This is a genomic window from Streptomyces sp. NPDC039736 (assembly GCF_055596485.1).
Map to the genome: position 1 here is coordinate 403,757 of NZ_JBVIUQ010000008.1, position 15,952 is coordinate 419,708.

Consider the following 15,952-nt stretch of genomic DNA (forward strand, 5'->3'; position numbering starts at 1 on the left):
CGTTCGCGCCCGGAGCACTGCTCGGGGCGGCACGTGCCCGTGCCCGGCCGCGTGGCCGTACCTGTCCGCATCCCGCGTCCGTGCTCGTATCCGCATCCGCACCCGTCCGTCCGACCGGGAGTCCTCGCCCATGACCACACCCGTACCGCGCCCCGAACCCTCCCCGCCGCCGGGACCCGGCGGCGCCTCGCGCCGGGCCGTGCTCGCCGCGGCCCTCGCGGCCGCCGCCACCCCGGCACTGGCCGCTCCCGCCCCGGCGGCCGCACCCCCCGCCGGCGCTTCCGCCGCCCCACCCCCGGGCACCATGAACAGTGTGGACAACCGCTTCTGGACCACCCGCGAGGACTGGCGCTCCGGCACCGGCCCCGGCACCCGCGTCGCGCGGGGCCCCCGTCCCGGGCTGACGATCCGTACGCCGGACGGCGTCACCGCCCACCGCGACCCGCACACCGGACGCACCGACTCCTACGAGTACGCGGTGTGGACCTCGCCGCTGCACCGCGGCCCGGTCCCCGCCACCGAGATCGTCCCCTCCTGGAACGCCGACACCCCGCCCGGCACCTGGCTCGCCGTCGAACTGTGCGGCGCGTACCAGGACGGCTCCCGCACGCCCTGGTACGTCATGGGCCACTGGGCGTCCGGCGAGGGCGAGATCCGGCGCACCTCCGTGGACGGGCAGGGCGACGGGCGCAGCAGCGTCTCCACGGACACCGTGGTGGTCACCGACCCGGCCTCCGGGACCCGGCTGACCGGCCACCGGCTCCGGGTCGTCCTGTACCGGCTGCCCGGCACGGGTGCGACGCCCACCCTGTGGCGGGTCGGCGCGATGTCCTCCGCGCTGCCGGACCGGTTCACGGTGCCGGCGTCGGCGCCCGGGCACGCGGGGGAGCTGGCGGTGCCGTGCCACTCGCAGGAGATCCACGCCGGGCGGTACCCGGAGTACGACAACGGGGGAGAGGCCTGGTGCAGCCCCACCTCCTCCACGATGGTCCTGGAGTACTGGGGGCGGGGCCCCAGCACCGACGACCTGGCCTGGGTGGACCCCGCGTACGCCGACCCCCAGGTGTGCCACGCGGCCCGGTACACCTACGACCACCAGTACCGGGGCTGCGGGAACTGGCCCTTCAACGCCGCGTACGCCGCCTCGTACCGGGACATGAACGCCGTCGTCACCCGGCTGGGATCGTTGAACGACCTGGAGGGGCTGATCCGTGCGGGCATCCCGGTGATCACGTCGCAGTCCTTCCTGGCCACGGAGCTCACCGGCGCCGGTTACGGCACCGCGGGGCACCTGATGGCCGTCGTCGGCTTCACCGGCGCCGGTGACGTGGTCGCCCACGACCCGGCGGCCCCCACGAACGACGCCGTGCGCCGTGTCTACCGCAGGCGCGAGTTCGAGAACGTCTGGCTGCGCACCCGGCGGCACGGCGCGGACGGCAAGGTGGCGTCCGCCACAGGGGGCATCTGTTACCTGTACTGGCCACGGGAGGCGACCGCCGCCCAGCGCAGGGCACTTGAGGCGGTCGGCATCCGCTGAAGCCGCCCCGCCGGCCCCGGGGCGGTGACCTACGTCATCTGTTGCGGGGCCGGTCGGGCTGGCACTGTGGACGGGCGAGGACTCCCTCGCGCATCTGCCCTTTCTCCCGCACTGCGAGTTCCCGATGACTGCAGCCTCTGCCGCCCTCTTCTCCCGTCTGCACACCCGTACCGGCGGTCCCGACGACCTCGACGGACCGAAGCTGCTGGAGCACGTGCTCGGCTGGGTCCTGGTCCTGGTGGTGGCGATGTTCGTCACGGGTGCGGGCCTGCTCTGACCCCGCGGGCCCGCCGGCCGGACGACACGGTCGCGTAACGCCCCGTCGCCCTGCCCGGCCTGCGGCTTTTCGACCCGTGACGGAACGGGGGCGATCCGGCATACTCAGCCGCCACAGTCCCGGACAGTCCGCTTCCGTAACCCGGAGCGGTGCTTCAGGCTGGGACGTGAGTCACCTCGGCGGCGCCGCCACACCCTGCGCGTGCGCCCGCTGCCGCGCCCGACACAGGGCCCGAGATGCAAGGAGAGCGCCGCCATGGCCGATCGCGCCCCGCAGCCGGTGGAACGACAGCTGCCCACCGAGGAGTCCCGCGACCTGCTCGCGCTCGTACGCGACATGATCCAGCGGGAGATCGCCCCGCAGGCGGCCGACGAGGAGGAGGCCGGGCACTTCCCGCGCGAGGTGTTCGCGCTGCTCTCCGAGGCCGGGCTGCTCGGTCTGCCGTACGACTCCGAGCACGGCGGCGGCGACCAGCCGTACGAGGTCTACCTCCAGGTCCTCGAAGAGCTCGCGGCGGCCCGCCTGACCGTCGGCCTCGGCGTCAGCGTGCACAGCCTCGCCTGTCACGGGCTCGCCGGGTACGGCACCAAGGAGCAGCAGGCCGCCCACCTGCCCGCCATGCTCGGCGGCGGACTGCTCGGCGCGTACTGCCTCTCCGAGCCCGCCTCGGGCTCCGACGCGGCCTCCCTGCGCACCCGGGCGGTCCGCGACGGCGACGACTGGGTGATCACCGGCACCAAGGCGTGGATCACGCACGGCGGCGTGGCGGACTTCTACACCGTTCTCGCCCGCACGGGCGGCGAGGGGCCGCGCGGCATCACCGCCTTCCTGGTGCCCGGTGACGCACCGGGCCTGTCGGCGGCCGCCCCCGAGAAGAAGATGGGCATGAAGGGCTCGCCCACCGCCCAGCTCCACTTCGACGGCGTACGGGTCCCCGACGCGCGCCGCATCGGCGACGAGGGCCAGGGCTTCGCCATCGCCCTGTCCGCGCTCGACTCCGGCCGCCTCGGCATCGCCGCCTGCGCGATCGGCGTGGCCCAGGCGGCCCTGTCCGAGGCGCTCTCCTACGCCACGGGGCGCGAGCAGTTCGGCCGCCCGATCGCGGACTTCCAGGGGCTGCGCTTCATGCTGGCCGACATGGCCACCCAGATCGAGGCCGGCCGCGCGCTGTACCTGGCCGCCGCCCGGCTGCGCGACGCGGGCCGCCCGTTCTCCCGCGAGGCGGCGATGGCGAAGCTCTTCTGCACGGACACGGCGATGAGGGTCGCCACGGACGCGGTGCAGGTCCTCGGCGGCTACGGCTACACGGTGGACTTCCCGGTCGAGCGGTACATGCGCGAGGCGAAGGTCCTCCAGATCGTCGAGGGCACGAACCAGATCCAGCGCATGGTCATCGCGCGGCACTTGGTGGGCCCCGAGTCCCGCTGACCGGCCCCGGGGCCGTCTTGCGGAAGCGGCCGCCGAAGGGTTGCCCACCCGGTTCCCCGCGCTCCTGAAAGGGGCGCGGGGAACCGCGCGAGCAACCACAACGCACCCGCACGCGCACCCCGGCCCCGCAGGGCCACGGGAAGAGGCGGGCAGGGGAGAAGCCCGCCCCGCCGCCGGGTGCCGGCAGCCCACTCCCCAGCCAGCTACCCCGCCCCGCGCCCAAGCGGCCCGCCCCCCGACTCTGGCCACCCGCACGCCTCCTGACGTACCGTCAGAGCCCGCCGGAGGGGAGCCCCGGACCCGGACCCACCCCGGCACGCCCCCACCCGCCAGGAGGACCCCGTGCCCCAGGACCGCCCGATCCCCCTCGACGAGTACCCCGTCCACCAGGCCCCCCTCTCGATGAAGCACGTCGTGACCGGCGACCGCAACGCCTACGACCGCTGCATCTTCCACCTCGTCGACCACACCGGCCACGCCCTCCTCGTCGCCGGCCTCGGCGTCTATCCCAACACCGGTGTCATCGACGCCTACGCCACCCTCCGCCTCGGCGACACCCTGTACGCCGTCCGCGCCTCCGACGCCCTCGGCGACGACCGGATGAACATGTCCGTCGGGCCGCTGCGCATCACCGTCGACGAGCCGCTGCGCCGCTTCACGCTGAGCTGCGCCCCGGACCCCGCCGACCCCGACTCCCTCGCGTACGAGATCAGTTGGACCGCCGAGTTCCCGGCCGTCTGGGAGCCCCACCACGTCCAGTACCGCGGCGACCGCCTCCTGCTGGAGGGCCGCCGCTTCGTCCAGGCGGGCGGCTGCACCGGTGAGATCCGCGTCGGCGGCGAGCGCCTCCGCCTCGATCCCGCCCACTGGACCGGCACCCGCGACCGGAGCTGGGGCGTGCGGCCCATCCCGGGGGAGGACGGCGGCCGTGCCGCCGAGGAGCACCGCCCGGAAGGGTTCCACTGGCTCTGGATACCCGCCCGCTTCGACGACCGGTTCGTCATGGTCGTCGTCCAGGAGGACGCCGACGGCCACCGCACCCTCAACGAGGCGCTCCTCGTGCGCCGGGAAGGGCCCGACGTCCAGCTCGGCTGGCCGCACACCGACATCGCCTACCGCTCCGGCACCCGCCACCCCGAGCGCGCCGTCGTCCACCTCACCGATCCCTCCCGCAAACCCCTCGAACTCGGCGTCGAGGTCCTCACCTCCTCCCCGCTCGCCGTCGGCGCCGGCTACCCGCCCGCCGACGACTGGCAGCACGGCACCTGGCAGGGCCGCGGCTGGACCGACCGGCGCTCCTACGACCTCGCCGACCCCGCCGCCCACCCCATGGCCGCGTACGGCGTGACCGACCACGCCGCCCGCTTCACCCTCGACGGGCGGACCGGCCACGGCATCTTCGAGCACGGCACCTTCGGCCGGCACGACCCCAGCGGCTTCACCGGATACGACTCCACCGCGCCCTGACCCCCGCCGCCGGCCCCGCGAGACCCCGTGAGCACCCGCGAGCAGAGGAGTACGGACGATGGCGACCGCACCACGGCCCCGCACCACCACCCGCGACCCCGGGGAACTCGGCCGGCGGCTCACCGCCTGGCTGGCCCGCCGCCTCCCGGGAGCACGTGTCACCGGCGTCCGCGTGCCCGGCTCCAACGGCATGTCCAGCGAGACCCTGCTCTTCGACCTCGACCACCCCGACGCCCCCGTCACCGGCTGCGCGCTGCGACTGGCCGCCGACCCGGCCGCGTACACCGTCTTCCCCGTGTACGACATGGCCCGCCAGCACCGCGTCATGAGCCTGGTCGGCACGCACACCGACCTTCCGGTGCCGCACGTGCTGTGGCTGGAGGAGGACCCGGCCCCGCTCGGCGCGCCCTTCTTCGTCATGGCCCGCGCCGAGGGCCGCGTGCCGCCGGACGTCATGCCTTACACGTACGAGGGGAACTGGCTGCACGCGGCGAGCGACGAGGAGCGCGCCGCGCTGGAGGCGGCGAGCATCGGGGTCATCGCGCGGTTGCACGAGCAATTCCCGGCGGAGCAGGCCGAGTTCCTGCTCCCCGCGGTCGAAGGGAGCCCGCTGCGACGGCATGTGACGGCCCAGCGGACCTACTACGAGTGGGTCGTCGACGGGCTGCCCCGCTCCCCCCTCGTCGAGGAGGCCTTCCGGTGGCTGGAGGACCACTGGCCGGACGAGGAGGGGGAGCCCGTGCTGTGCTGGGGGGACGCCCGCATCGGGAACATCGTCTACGACGGGTTCGAGCCCGCCGCCGTGCTCGACTGGGAGATGGCGGCCCACGGGCCCCGCGAGCTCGACCTCGGGTGGACGGTCTACCTGCACCGCTTCTTCCAGGACCTGACCGTCTCCTTCGGGCAGGCCGGGCTGCCGGACTTCCTGCGCCGCGACGCGATCGAGGAGCGGTACGCGCGCCTCACCGGGCACACCCCGCGGCACATGGAGTTCCACACCCTCTACGCCGCCCTGCGGCACGCCGTGGTGATGCTGCGCATCGCCCACCGGCAGGTGCACTTCGGCGAGGCCCGGGTCCCCGAGGACCCGGACGCGCTCATCCTGCACCGGGCGTCCCTGGACGCGATGGTGCGCGGGACGTACTGGAGGGACGCGGGGTACGCGGGGTGATCAAGCGGCGTGCTGGCGCGGCACCTTCAACGGGCGCGACCCCGGGCCGCCCACGTGGCTGAAGGGCTGCGTGCGCCAGTCGAGGCCCTGGGGGAGGGTGAGCAGCAGGGCGGTGTCCTGCTCCAGCGCCTCCAGGGACTCGTCCGCCGGCTTCGCGTCGGCGGCGGGACGCCCTGTACCGGAGCAGGCGGTCAGGCCGAACGGGTTCCAGGGGGTGGGGCACTTGGCGTGCTCCGGGAGGACGTCCTCGTCGGCGAGCAGCGCGATGGGCTGCGCGCAGTCGGGGCAGATCACCCGGTACATCTCGAAGGTGTCGTACGAATCCGCGTCCGCGTCGGCCCCTTCGGCGTCGTCGAAGGGCAGCGCTGTGAGGTCGGCGGGCTCCGCCGCGGTACGTCCGGTGCGCTTCAGGCTCTGCATGGAGACACTCCCCCTAGAGGTGGGCCGAACAAGCCGCTGCGGCCTCGACCACACGAAGCACTTCCCTGCGCGCCTGCGTGATAACCCCACAAAGAAGAAGGACACGGGGGGAAGGGTGTGGGCTTCGTCACACGACCGTCATGTGCCCGTCGCAGGTGCCCTCGGCGCGTCCCCGCGCGTGCCGTTCCGCGCCCCCCTGCCGAAGTCCGCCGTTCCACCAGGCAAGACGCCGGCCGCTCAGGTGCCACACCGGCCCCGGGCCCTGTAGGTTCTGCGTCCATGGAGGAGTTGGATCGTCAGATCGTGGACCTGCTCGTCAAGGACGGGCGGATGAGCTACACCGACCTGGGCAAGGCCACCGGCCTGTCCACCTCGGCGGTGCACCAGCGCGTCCGCAGGCTGGAGCAGCGCGGAGTGATCCGCGGCTACGCGGCGGTCGTCGACCCCGAGGCGGTCGGGCTGCCGCTCACCGCGTTCATCTCGGTGGCGCCCTTCGACCCCAGCGCCCCGGACGACATCGCCGAACGGCTCGCCGGAGTGCACGAGATCGAGGCCTGCCACAGCGTCGCGGGCGACGAGAACTACATCCTCAAGGTGCGCGTCGCCACCCCGCTGGAGCTGGAGCACCTGCTCACCCGCATCCGCACCCTCGCCGGGGTCTCCACCCGTACCACCGTCGTCCTCTCCACCCCGTACGAGGCGCGCCCGCCCCGCGTCTGACCCCACCCGTGTCACGGGCGGCGCGGGCCCTGCGCGAGACTGGTCCCCATGACCGAGCGCACCGCCCCCTCGTCCCCCGTCGCCCCCCGTGACCGCACCGTGCTGCTGCGCGGCGGCGAGGTCCACAGCCCCGCGGACCCCTTCGCCACCGCGATGGTCGTCGAGCGCGGGCACGTCGCCTGGGTGGGCTCGGAAGGGGCCGCCGACGCCTTCGCCGACGGCGTCGACGAGGTGCTCGACCTCGAAGGCGCACTCGTCACCCCGGCGTTCACCGACGCACACGTGCACACGACGGCCACCGGTCTCGCCCTCACCGGCCTCGACCTGTCCGCCGCCCGCACCCTCGACGAGGCACTCGCTCTCGTACGGTCGTACGCCGCCGGACGCCCGGCCGGCGAGGTCCTGGTGGGCGGCGGCTGGGACGCCTCCCGCTGGCCCGAACGCCGCCACCCCGCGCGCGCCGAACTCGACGCGGCGGCCGGGGGCCGCCCGCTCTACCTGCCGCGCATCGACGTCCACTCGGCCGTCGTCTCCACCGCCCTGCTCGACCTCGTCCCCGGCATCACCGGCCTGACCGGCCACCACCCGGACGGGCCGCTCACCGCGGCCGCCCACCACGCGGTGCGCGCCGCCGCCCACGGGGCGATCAGCCCCGCCCAGCGCGCCGAAGCCCAGCGCGCCGCCCTCGCGCACGCCGCCTCGCTCGGCATCGGCACCGTCCACGAGTGCGCGGGCCCCGAGATCTCCGACGAGGCGGACCTCGTCGGGCTGCTGAAGACGGCCGCCGAGAGGCCGGGCCCCCGCGTCATCGGCTACTGGGCCGAACAGGTCGCGAACGCGAAGGACGCCCGGCGGGTCCGCGAACTCGGCGCCGTCGGCGCGGCCGGAGACCTCTTCGTCGACGGCTCGCTGGGCTCCCACACCGCCTGCCTGCACCAGCCCTACGCCGACGCCCCGCACACCGGCACCGCCCACCTCGACGCCGCCGCGATCGCCGCCCACGTCGCGGCCTGCACCGAGGAGGGCCTCCAGGCGGGCTTCCACGCCATCGGGGACGCCGCGATCGGCGCCGTCGTCGACGGAGTGCGCGCCGCCGCCGAGAAGGTCGGCCTCGCCCGGGTGCGGGCCGCCCGCCACCGCGTCGAGCACGCCGAGGCGATGACCCCCGCCACCATCGCCGCCTTCGCCGAACTCGGCCTCACCGCGTCCGTCCAGCCCGCCTTCGACGCGCTCTGGGGCGGCGAGGCGGGCATGTACGCCCAGCGCCTGGGCGTCGAGCGGGCCCGCACCCTCAACCCGTACGCGGCCCTGCTCAGGGCCGGAGTGCCGCTCGCCTTCGGCTCCGACAGCCCGGTCACCCCGCTCGACCCCTGGGGCACCGTCCGCGCCGCCGCCTTCCACCGCACCCCCGAGCACCGGGTGTCCGTGCGCGCCGCCTTCACCGCCCACACCCGGGGCGGCTGGCGGGCCGTCGGCCGGGACGACGCGGGCGTCCTGGTGCCCGGCGCACCCGCCGACTACGCGATCTGGCGAACCGGCGCGCTCGTCGTGCAGGCCCCCGACGACCGGGTCGCCCGCTGGTCCACCGACCCCCGCTCCGGCACGCCCGGCCTGCCGGACCTGTCGCCGGGCGTCCCGCTGCCGGTCTGCCTGCGCACCGTCGTTTCCGGCGAGACCGTGTACGTACGGCCGAACGCATGACGAAAGCGGGGCGCGTACCGCCGATCGGTGCGGCCCGCCCCGCGCCCCGGTTCTTTCCGCCGTCGGCATTGACCTGCTGATTCGAAGAATCGCCGCAGGTGGCACAGGTGTTGACAGGAAGCGGCCACCGGCGGGTAGGTTCGGCCGGGTCCACCACGAAGAACGTCCGGCCGGAAAACCTCCACGCAGTCGTCGAACGCCGCTGGGTCATGGACGGGTCGCCCCGACGGCGCCCGGCCGGGAGCCAGGTTCAGCGCCCGCGCCTCGGGGGCGAGGGAAGGTTTCTCCGGTCGACGGTGCGACCCGGGTAGGGCCCCGGCGTTCAGTAGACAACGGCGAGGATGTCCGCAGCCGGCGGGCACCTGGCCGGCCCGAAGGACGCCGGGCCCCCATCCGCAGCACCCGCCCGGCCCGTACCGGCCGGTCCACCGGCCTCTTTCCCGTACCCGCTCGCTATGGTGGGTCCTTCGGTGCACGCACATTAAAAGGGGAAGCAGTGAACGACGGCGGTCAGAAGCGTTACGGCCCGCTCGGCAGTGCTTTGGTGATCATCCCGACCTACAACGAGGCCGAGAACATCAAGCCGATCGTCGCGCGGGTCCGGGAGTCCGTTCCCGAAGCGCACGTCCTCGTCGCCGACGACAACAGCCCCGACGGCACCGGAAAGCTCGCCGACGAGCTCGCCGCGGCCGACGACCAGGTGCACGTCCTGCACCGCAGGGGCAAGGAGGGCCTCGGCGCCGCCTACATGGCCGGGTTCCGCTGGGGCATCGACAACGGCTACGGCGTGCTGGTCGAGATGGACGCCGACGGCTCCCACCAGCCCGAGGAACTGCCCCGCCTGCTCACCGCTCTCAAGGGCGCCGACCTGGTGCTCGGCTCCCGCTGGGTGCCCGGCGGGCGGATCGTGAACTGGCCCAAGTCCCGCGAGTTCATCTCCCGCGGCGGCAGCCTCTACTCCCGGATGCTGCTGGGCGTGCCGATCCGCGACGTCACCGGCGGGTTCCGGGCCTTCCGCGCCGAGACCCTCGAAGGCCTCGGCCTCGACGAGGTGGCCTCGCAGGGCTACTGCTTCCAGGTCGACCTGGCGCGCCGCGCCGTCGAGTCCGGCTTCCACGTGGTCGAGGTGCCGATCACGTTCGTGGAGCGGGAGGTCGGCGAGTCCAAGATGAGCAACGACATCCTCATCGAGGCGCTGTGGCGGGTCACCGCCTGGGGCGTCGGCACGCGCGCCAACAAGCTGCTCGGCCGCAAGCCCCTGTAGGGCCCCCGCGCGGGGGCCCTCGCCCCTTAGCGCCTCAGCGGGGACTCACGCCTCCTTTACGCCGATCAGGCGGCCCGCCAGGCACACTGGGGGCATGACGACCGGCACTCCGCCCCCGACCGCGACCACCACCCCGCGCAAGCGCTCCCGCGCCCGCACCCTCGTGCCTCTCGGCATCGCCGTCTGGCTGGTGCTGGAGATCTGGCTGCTGACCCTCGTGGCCGGCTGGGCGGGCGGTCTCACCGTCCTGCTGCTGCTGGTGGGGGCGGTCGTGCTGGGCGGCGCCGTGATCAAGCGGGCCGGCCGCCGCGCCTTCACCAACCTCAGCGAGACGATCCAGCGCCAGCAGCAGTCCGGCGGCGCCCACGACCCGGCCGCCGACGGGCAGGGCAAGAAGGGCTCCGGCAACGGCTTCGTGATGCTCGGCGGCCTGCTGCTGATCCTCCCCGGCCTGATCTCCGACGTGCTGGGACTGCTGGTCCTGGTGCCGCCGGTGCGCAGGGCGCTCGGCCGGTACACGGAGAAGTCCCTCCAGAAGCGCATGGACGCCGTGCGGCAGCCCGGAAGTCTCGGCGACATGTTCCAGCAGGCGCGGATGCACCGCCCCGACGGCAAGGTCGTCCAGGGCGAGGTCGTCCGCGACGACTCCCCGGCGCGGCAGCCCCAGCCGCCGCGCCGCGAGGACGGCCCCCGGGCCCCGCTGACGCCCTGAGCCCGACCGCCCCGAGCCCGACGCGCACCGCGAACGCAGAAAAACGCAGAAAGCCGAGGGGCCCGGCACACCGTGCGGTGTGCCGGGCCCCTCGGCCTGTGCGGGGTGAATCTCCCGTGCCCTTCGTCCGGTGACGGACGTCAGGCGGACTTGCGGCTGTCCCGCGGATGCACCGCGATGTTCATGGCGCCGGAACGCAGTACCGCGAGCCTTTCGGCCAGGACCTCTTCGAGTTCCTCGCGGGTGCGCCGCTCCATGAGCATGTCCCAGTGCGTTCGCGCGGGCTTGCCCTTCTTCTCCTCCGGCCCATCGCCGTCCACCAGGAGTGCCTGGGTCCCGCAGACCTTGCACTCCCACTCCGGCGGAATTTCCGCTTCCACGGAGAAGGGCATCTCAAAGCGATGTCCCTTCTCACATGCGTACTCCACCGCCTGGCGCGGGGCCAGATCGATGCCGCGGTCCGTCTCGTAGCTGGTCACCACGAGCCGCGTACCGCGGAGAGCTCGCTCACTCATGAATCGTGCCTCCCGGGCTTGTCGCCCACAGGACAGTGTGTGTCGCTGTCGTCGTCATCCGGTCAACGTCCGGTCGGCGGTAAAGATTCCCGTTGCGGGTCAGTGCGTCGCCCGTCGTGCCGCCCCTTGTTGTACCCACCAGTGACCGCTTTGTCACATCTGACAGCAGATGTCACCCAGTCTTTTTCCTGCAGAGGTTCGCAGTAACGGTCCGCCTGGCAGGCCAAAGGCGTACACTACCGGCCTTTTACTTCAAGGTCTAAATTCTTTCCGGAACGGGGTTTCCCGCCGCCGCGACCGCCTGCCTCACGGGTACCCGCGCCAGCAGAAGGAATCCCACCGCGAAGAACACCACCAGGGACAGGATCGCGTCCCGGTAGCTGCCCGTGAGCTGAAAGACCAGGCCGAACACCAGGGGCCCCAGCCAGCTTGTCCCGCGGTCGCTGGTCTCGTACGCGGCGAAGTACTCCGCCTCCTTGCCGCGCGGCACCAGGTGCGAGAACAGCGACCGGGACAGGGCCTGGCTGCCGCCGAGCACCAGTCCGATGGCGCCCGCCAGGACGAAGAACCAGACGGGCTCCCCGGCGGGCAGGAAGTACCCCACGCCGATCGTCGCCGTCCACGCGACGAGGGAGCCGAGAATCGTCCGCTTGGCTCCGTGGCTCCGTGGCGCCGGGCCAGCCGCCCCGTCCCCAGCGCGCCGAGGACGGCGAGCACCTGGACCAGCAGGATGGCGGTGATCAGCGTCGTCTGGCTGAGCCCGAGCTCCTGCGAGCCGTAGACGGACGCCTGCGAGATCACCGTCTGCACGCCGTCGTTGTAGACCAGGTACGCCAGCAGGAAGGACAGCGTCAGCGGATGGCGGCGCATGTCCTTCAGCGTGGCGACCAGTTGACGCCACCCCTGCCCCACGGTGAGTCCGCCGCCGTCGGCGGCCACGGCGCGGTCCCGCAGCCGCCGCAGCGGCACGAGGGCGAACGCGCCCCACCAGACCCCCGCGGAGGCGAGACAGATCCGTACCGCCGTCGTCTCGTCCACCCCGAAACGGTCGTGGCCGGTGTACAGCACCAGATTCAGTACGAGGACCAGCGCGCCGGAGGTGTACCCGAAGGCCCACCCCCGCGAGGAGACCCGGTCGCGCTCGTGCGGCTCGGCGATCTGCGGCAGATAGGCGTTGTAGAGCGCCATCGACACCGACAGCGCGGCGTTCGCGACGATCAGCAGCACCGCGCCCAGCGCGTACCGGTCGCCCTCCAGGAAGAACATGCCCGCCGTCGCGCCGGCCCCGAGGTAGGCGGCGACGGCGAGCAGCGGCTTCTTGCGGCCCGTGCGGTCGGCGACCGCCCCCACGAACGGCATCACCACGACGGCCAGGATCACCGAGGCAGACACCGCGTACGCGAACAGGGAACCCGCCCGCACCGGGACGCCCAGGGGATGGACGAAGCCCTCGGCGTCGGCGGCGGCCTCGGCGACCGAGGTCAGATAGGGGCCGAGGAAGACGGAGACGACGCTCGTCGAGTAGACCGAGCACGCGAAGTCGTAGAAGTACCAGCCGCGTTGTTCGCGCTTGCGCTCCGCGTGCGGGGCGGCGGGCCGATCCGTTGGTTCCGTCCCCACGCGCGTTCCCCGTCCTCACCCCGTGCCGACGCGCGTACGGGCGTCGGGTGCGGGTCAGGCCCAGGCCCCCCGCTCGGTCAGCACCGATCGCAGCGCAGCGATCCGGTCCGTCATGATGCCATCCACGCCGAGATCCACAAGGGCTCGCATCCTGGCCGGATCGTTGACGGTCCAGACGTGCACCTGGAGGCCCAGGGAGTGCGCGGTCGTGACGAACCGGCGGTCCACCACCCGCACCCCGTTCTGCGTCTCGGGCACCTGCGCGCACACCGCGCCGCGCCGCAGCGGCACCGGTACGCCCAGCGAGCGCAGCCGCAGCGCGAGGACGCCGCGCACGCCGTACGAGGTCGCCAGGCGCGGACCCGCGAGCCGCTGCGCCCTGGCCACCCGGGCCTCGCTGAAGGAGCCGACGCAGATCCGGTCCCAGGCACCGGTGCGGCGCACGAGGCCCAGGAGCGGCAGCAGGGCGGACTCGGCCTTGGCGTCGACGTTCCAGCGGGCGTCCGGGAACTCCCCCAGGAGCTCCTCGAACAGGGGCAGCGGCTCGGTGCCCGCCACCCGCGCCTCGCGCACCCGGCTCCAGGGCAGCTCCGCGATCCTGCCCCGGGCGTCGGTGACGCGGTCCAGGGTCGGGTCGTGGAAGGCCACCAGCCTGCCGTCGGCGGTGGCGTGGACGTCCGTCTCGAAGTACCGGTAGCCCTCATCGGCGGCCCGGCGGAAGGCCGCCGCGGTGTTCTCCAGGCCGTCGGCGGCGCCCCCGCGGTGGGCGAAGGGGAGCACCGGCCCCGGATGGTCGAGGTAGCCGTGCCGCAGCGCGCCGTTCACGTCGTTCACCCGGGCAGTATCGCCCGGGGCTCCTGCGGGGCCGCGGCCGGCCGCGGGGCCCGGTGCTCCGGTACGGCGAACAGGCGCAGGAAGTACTGTGCGAGCGGCCCGATGGCCAGGGCGTACACGACGGTGCCCACGCCGATGGTGCCGCCGAGCAGGAACCCGGTGCCGACGACCGCGACCTCGATCGCCGTGCGCACCAGGCGCAGGGACCCGCCGGTCACCCGGTGCAGGCCCGTCATCAGGCCGTCGCGCGGTCCCGGGCCGAAGCGCGCGGCGATGTAGAGGCCGGTGGCGACGCCGTTGAGGACGATCCCGCCGAGCATCAGCGCGACGCGCCCGCCCAGGGAGGGCACCTGCGGCACCAGTGCGAGCGTGCCGTCCATGGCGATGCCGACGACCACGACGTTGGAGACCGTGCCGAGGCCCGGACGCTGCCGCATCGGTATCCACAGCAGCAGGACCACCGCCCCGACGACGATCGAGACCACCCCGATGGTCAGCCCCGTGCGCTCCGACAGGCCCTGGTGCAGCACGCCCCAGGGCTCCAGGCCCAGGCCCCCGCGCACCAGCACCGCCGAGCTCACTCCGTACAGCGCCAGGCCGACGTACAGCTGGGTCAGCCGCCGGGGAAGACGGGTGGTGGCCGACCGCGGTGAACCGGACATGGATGCGCCCCCTGGGCTGGTGGTGGTGGACCGATGCATGACACTGTGTGGCCTGTAAGGACAGGCCCTCCAGGGCCAATCCGGGGAAGGTGGACTGATTTCGTGGCGCAGTGGACTTCGGCGGTGGGGGCGGCCCAGCTCGCCCGCCAGCTCAACTCGCAGTCCCGTCCCTCCGGCCCCGGCGTGCGCAAGCCGCCCGCCTACCGGGCCCTCGCCGACGGGGTGCGGCTCCTGGTCCTGGAGGGCCGGGTCCCGGTCGCCGCCCGGCTGCCCGCCGAGCGCGAGCTCGCGGTGGCCCTCGCGGTGAGCCGTACCACCGTCGCCGCCGCCTACGAGGCGCTGCGCGCGGAGGGCTTCCTGGAGTCCCGCAGGGGCGCGGGGAGCTGGACGGCCGTCCCGGCGGGCAATCCGCTGCCCGCGCGCGGCCTGGAGCCCCTGCCGCCGGAGTCGCTCGGCTCCGTCATCGACCTCGGCACGGCCGCCCTGCCCGCACCCGAGCCCTGGCTCACCCGCGCCGTGCAGGGCGCGCTGGAGGAGCTCCCGCCGTACGCGCACACGCACGGCGACTACCCGGCCGGACTGCCCGCCCTGCGCCAGATGCTCGCCGACCGCTACACCGCCCGCGGCATCCCCACCATGCCCGAGCAGATCATGGTCACCACCGGTGCGATGGGCGCCATGGACGCCATCTGCCACCTCTTCGCCGGACGCGGCGAGCGCATCGCCGTCGAGTCGCCCTCGTACGCCAACATCCTCCAGCTCATGCGCGAGGCGGGCGCCCGCCTGGTGCCCGTCGCCATGGCCGAGGGGCTCACCGGGTGGGACCTGACGCGCTGGCGGCAGGTGCTGCGCGACGCCGCGCCCCGCCTCGCGTACGTCGTCGCCGACTTCCACAACCCCACGGGCGCCCTCGCCGACGAGGAGCAGCGTCGCGCCCTGGTGGAGGCGGCCCGCTCGGCGGGCACCGTCCTGGTCGCCGACGAGACCATGACCGAACTCCACCTCGACGACGCGTACGCCATGCCGCGCCCGGTGTGCTCCTTCGACCCGGCGGGCTCCACCGTGCTCACCGTGGGCTCCGCCAGCAAGGCGTTCTGGGCGGGCATGCGCATCGGCTGGGTGCGCGCCGCCCCCGAGGTGATCCGCAGCCTGGTCGCCGCCCGCGCGTACGCCGACCTGGGGACCCCGGTGCTGGAACAGCTCGCGATCAACTGGCTGATGGGCACCGGCGGCTGGGAGCAGGCGGTCTCGGTGCGCCGCGCCCAGGCCAGGGAGAACCGGGACGCCCTGGTGGCGGCCGTGCGCCGCGAGCTGCCGGACTGGGAGTACCACGTGCCCGACGGCGGCCTCACGCTCTGGGTGCGCACCGGCGGGCTCTCCGGGTCGCGGATCGCGGCCGTGGGGGAGCGGGTCGGCGTACGGGTGCCCTCGGGGCCCCGGTTCGGCGTCGACGGGGCCTTCGAGGGGTACGTACGGCTGCCGTTCACGGTGGGCGGCCCGGTGGCGGAGGAGGCCGCCGTCCGCCTGGCCGCGGCGGCGCGCCTGGTGGAGTCCGGGGCGAGTTCGGGGTCCGAGACGCCGCGCACCTCGGTGGCGTGATCCGGCACACGGCAGTGCCCCGCGC

14 protein-coding genes and 1 pseudogene are annotated in these 15,952 nt (G+C 73.8%); 10 read left to right on the forward strand and 5 right to left on the reverse strand.

Annotated elements, in window-relative coordinates; translation table 11 throughout:
- Positions 1-130: 130 nt before the first annotated feature.
- From ACZ56L_RS26110 to ACZ56L_RS26130, 5 genes are all read left to right on the forward strand, one after another.
- A complete protein-coding gene (locus ACZ56L_RS26110; RefSeq protein ID WP_471066639.1) occupies positions 131-1,537 on the forward strand; it encodes a peptidase C39 family protein in 1,407 nt (468 codons plus the stop codon).
- Positions 1,538-1,661: 124 nt separating this feature from the next.
- A complete protein-coding gene (locus ACZ56L_RS26115; protein WP_345225059.1) occupies positions 1,662-1,814 on the forward strand; it encodes an SCO1431 family membrane protein in 153 nt (50 codons plus the stop codon).
- A 255-nt stretch (positions 1,815-2,069) separates the two neighbouring features.
- Positions 2,070-3,242: an acyl-CoA dehydrogenase family protein gene (locus tag ACZ56L_RS26120; protein ID WP_471066641.1), complete on the forward strand. Its 1,173-nt coding sequence runs from the start codon at positions 2,070-2,072 to the stop codon at positions 3,240-3,242.
- Positions 3,243-3,584: 342 nt separating this feature from the next.
- Entirely contained in the window at positions 3,585-4,709 is a 1,125-nt protein-coding gene (locus ACZ56L_RS26125; protein ID WP_471066643.1) for an Rv3169 family protein, read from the forward strand.
- 58 nt (positions 4,710-4,767) lie between these two features.
- Positions 4,768-5,880 (forward strand): phosphotransferase family protein, encoded by a 1,113-nt coding sequence (locus tag ACZ56L_RS26130; RefSeq protein WP_471066645.1) that lies wholly within the window; start codon positions 4,768-4,770, stop codon positions 5,878-5,880.
- Here the strand turns inward: ACZ56L_RS26130 and ACZ56L_RS26135 are convergent, their stop codons facing one another.
- Entirely contained in the window at positions 5,881-6,300 is a 420-nt protein-coding gene (locus tag ACZ56L_RS26135) for a hypothetical protein (RefSeq protein ID WP_471066647.1), read from the reverse strand.
- Positions 6,301-6,579: 279 nt separating this feature from the next.
- Here ACZ56L_RS26135 and ACZ56L_RS26140 point away from each other — a divergent pair, with 279 nt between their 5' ends.
- From ACZ56L_RS26140 to fxsA, 4 genes are all read left to right on the forward strand, one after another.
- Positions 6,580-7,020, forward strand: coding sequence for an Lrp/AsnC family transcriptional regulator (locus tag ACZ56L_RS26140; protein ID WP_345225070.1), 441 nt, complete (start codon positions 6,580-6,582; stop codon positions 7,018-7,020).
- A 48-nt stretch (positions 7,021-7,068) separates the two neighbouring features.
- A complete protein-coding gene (locus tag ACZ56L_RS26145; protein ID WP_471066649.1) occupies positions 7,069-8,721 on the forward strand; it encodes an amidohydrolase in 1,653 nt (550 codons plus the stop codon).
- Between the two features lie 496 nt (positions 8,722-9,217).
- Positions 9,218-9,985, forward strand: coding sequence for a polyprenol monophosphomannose synthase (locus ACZ56L_RS26150; RefSeq protein ID WP_471066651.1), 768 nt, complete (start codon positions 9,218-9,220; stop codon positions 9,983-9,985).
- Positions 9,986-10,079: 94 nt separating this feature from the next.
- Positions 10,080-10,697, forward strand: a complete 618-nt coding sequence (gene fxsA / locus ACZ56L_RS26155; RefSeq protein ID WP_345225077.1) for an FxsA family membrane protein — start codon at positions 10,080-10,082, stop codon at positions 10,695-10,697.
- A gap of 140 nt (positions 10,698-10,837) precedes the next feature.
- Here the strand turns inward: fxsA and ACZ56L_RS26160 are convergent, their stop codons facing one another.
- From ACZ56L_RS26160 to yczE, 4 genes and pseudogenes are all read right to left on the reverse strand, one after another.
- A complete protein-coding gene (locus ACZ56L_RS26160) occupies positions 10,838-11,212 on the reverse strand; it encodes an RNA polymerase-binding protein RbpA (protein WP_142215978.1) in 375 nt (124 codons plus the stop codon).
- A 259-nt stretch (positions 11,213-11,471) separates the two neighbouring features.
- Positions 11,472-12,832, reverse strand: a pseudogene (locus tag ACZ56L_RS26165) (MFS transporter).
- Between the two features lie 54 nt (positions 12,833-12,886).
- A complete protein-coding gene (locus ACZ56L_RS26170; protein ID WP_471066717.1) occupies positions 12,887-13,657 on the reverse strand; it encodes a glycerophosphodiester phosphodiesterase in 771 nt (256 codons plus the stop codon).
- 5 nt (positions 13,658-13,662) lie between these two features.
- On the reverse strand, positions 13,663-14,328 hold the full coding sequence (yczE, locus tag ACZ56L_RS26175) for a membrane protein YczE (RefSeq protein ID WP_401760657.1): 666 nt from the start codon (positions 14,326-14,328) through the stop codon (positions 13,663-13,665).
- Positions 14,329-14,430: 102 nt separating this feature from the next.
- On the opposite strand from yczE, the gene ACZ56L_RS26180 reads away from it, so the two are divergent.
- A complete protein-coding gene (locus tag ACZ56L_RS26180; protein WP_401760655.1) occupies positions 14,431-15,927 on the forward strand; it encodes an SCO1417 family PLP biosynthesis transcription factor in 1,497 nt (498 codons plus the stop codon).
- The last annotated feature ends 25 nt before the right edge of the window (positions 15,928-15,952 follow it).